Source organism: Blautia sp. DFI.3.45 (assembly GCF_020593505.1).
Taxonomy (GTDB): Bacteria; Bacillota; Clostridia; order Lachnospirales; family Lachnospiraceae; genus Blautia_A; species Blautia_A wexlerae.
Genome location: NZ_JAJDMI010000151.1, coordinates 1 through 610 on the forward strand (window position 1 = coordinate 1; position 610 = coordinate 610).

1 protein-coding gene is annotated in these 610 nt (G+C 31.8%); it reads left to right on the forward strand.

The features are described from left to right. Positions 1-59: 59 nt before the first annotated feature. Positions 60-416, forward strand: a complete 357-nt coding sequence (locus LJE09_RS17340; RefSeq protein ID WP_147413773.1) for a hypothetical protein — start codon at positions 60-62, stop codon at positions 414-416. The last annotated feature ends 194 nt before the right edge of the window (positions 417-610 follow it).

The window sequence follows — 610 nt, forward strand, 5'->3', positions numbered from 1 at the left end:
AAAGCGTCTGGAAGCACGCGACTTCAGTCGTGTGAGGATAAAGTTTTTAATTCACTACTATGTCGTATAGAGAAATACAATATTTAGTTGAATACAAAAAATATTGTGAAGATTCATCTAAAAGAGGTAAATCAACGAAACACATAAATGGCAGAACATATAGCAACAAATACGAATCGTTTTGCAATGAATATTCAAAGCAAATAAAGGTATCTTCAGGAGAAGTTGATTACGTGTTCTTACATATTAAACAAACGGGATTCATTGAGGAAGAATTTGAAACAGAGTCTGGAGATGTAGATGAAAATGATAATACATTTGACTCATTGGATGTTGAAAGTAAGGGATATTATATAACAAAAGAGTTTCTGGATTTTTATGAAATGGTTTTGAAAAGAAATGAAAATAATGGATAAATAAAAAGCTACTTCTGTGAGGTTGACTTGCAGAAGTAGCTTTTTTTTAGATATTGGAGGGGGGTAATAAATAAAGTTAATTGAATATCCAATCATCAAAAAGGGCACAAAAAACACCGTATTTCTACGGTGCGTTCTGTCAGATATATTCTGTTTTATGATAGCAGAAAACTGGAATTCACAGTTCTTCCATC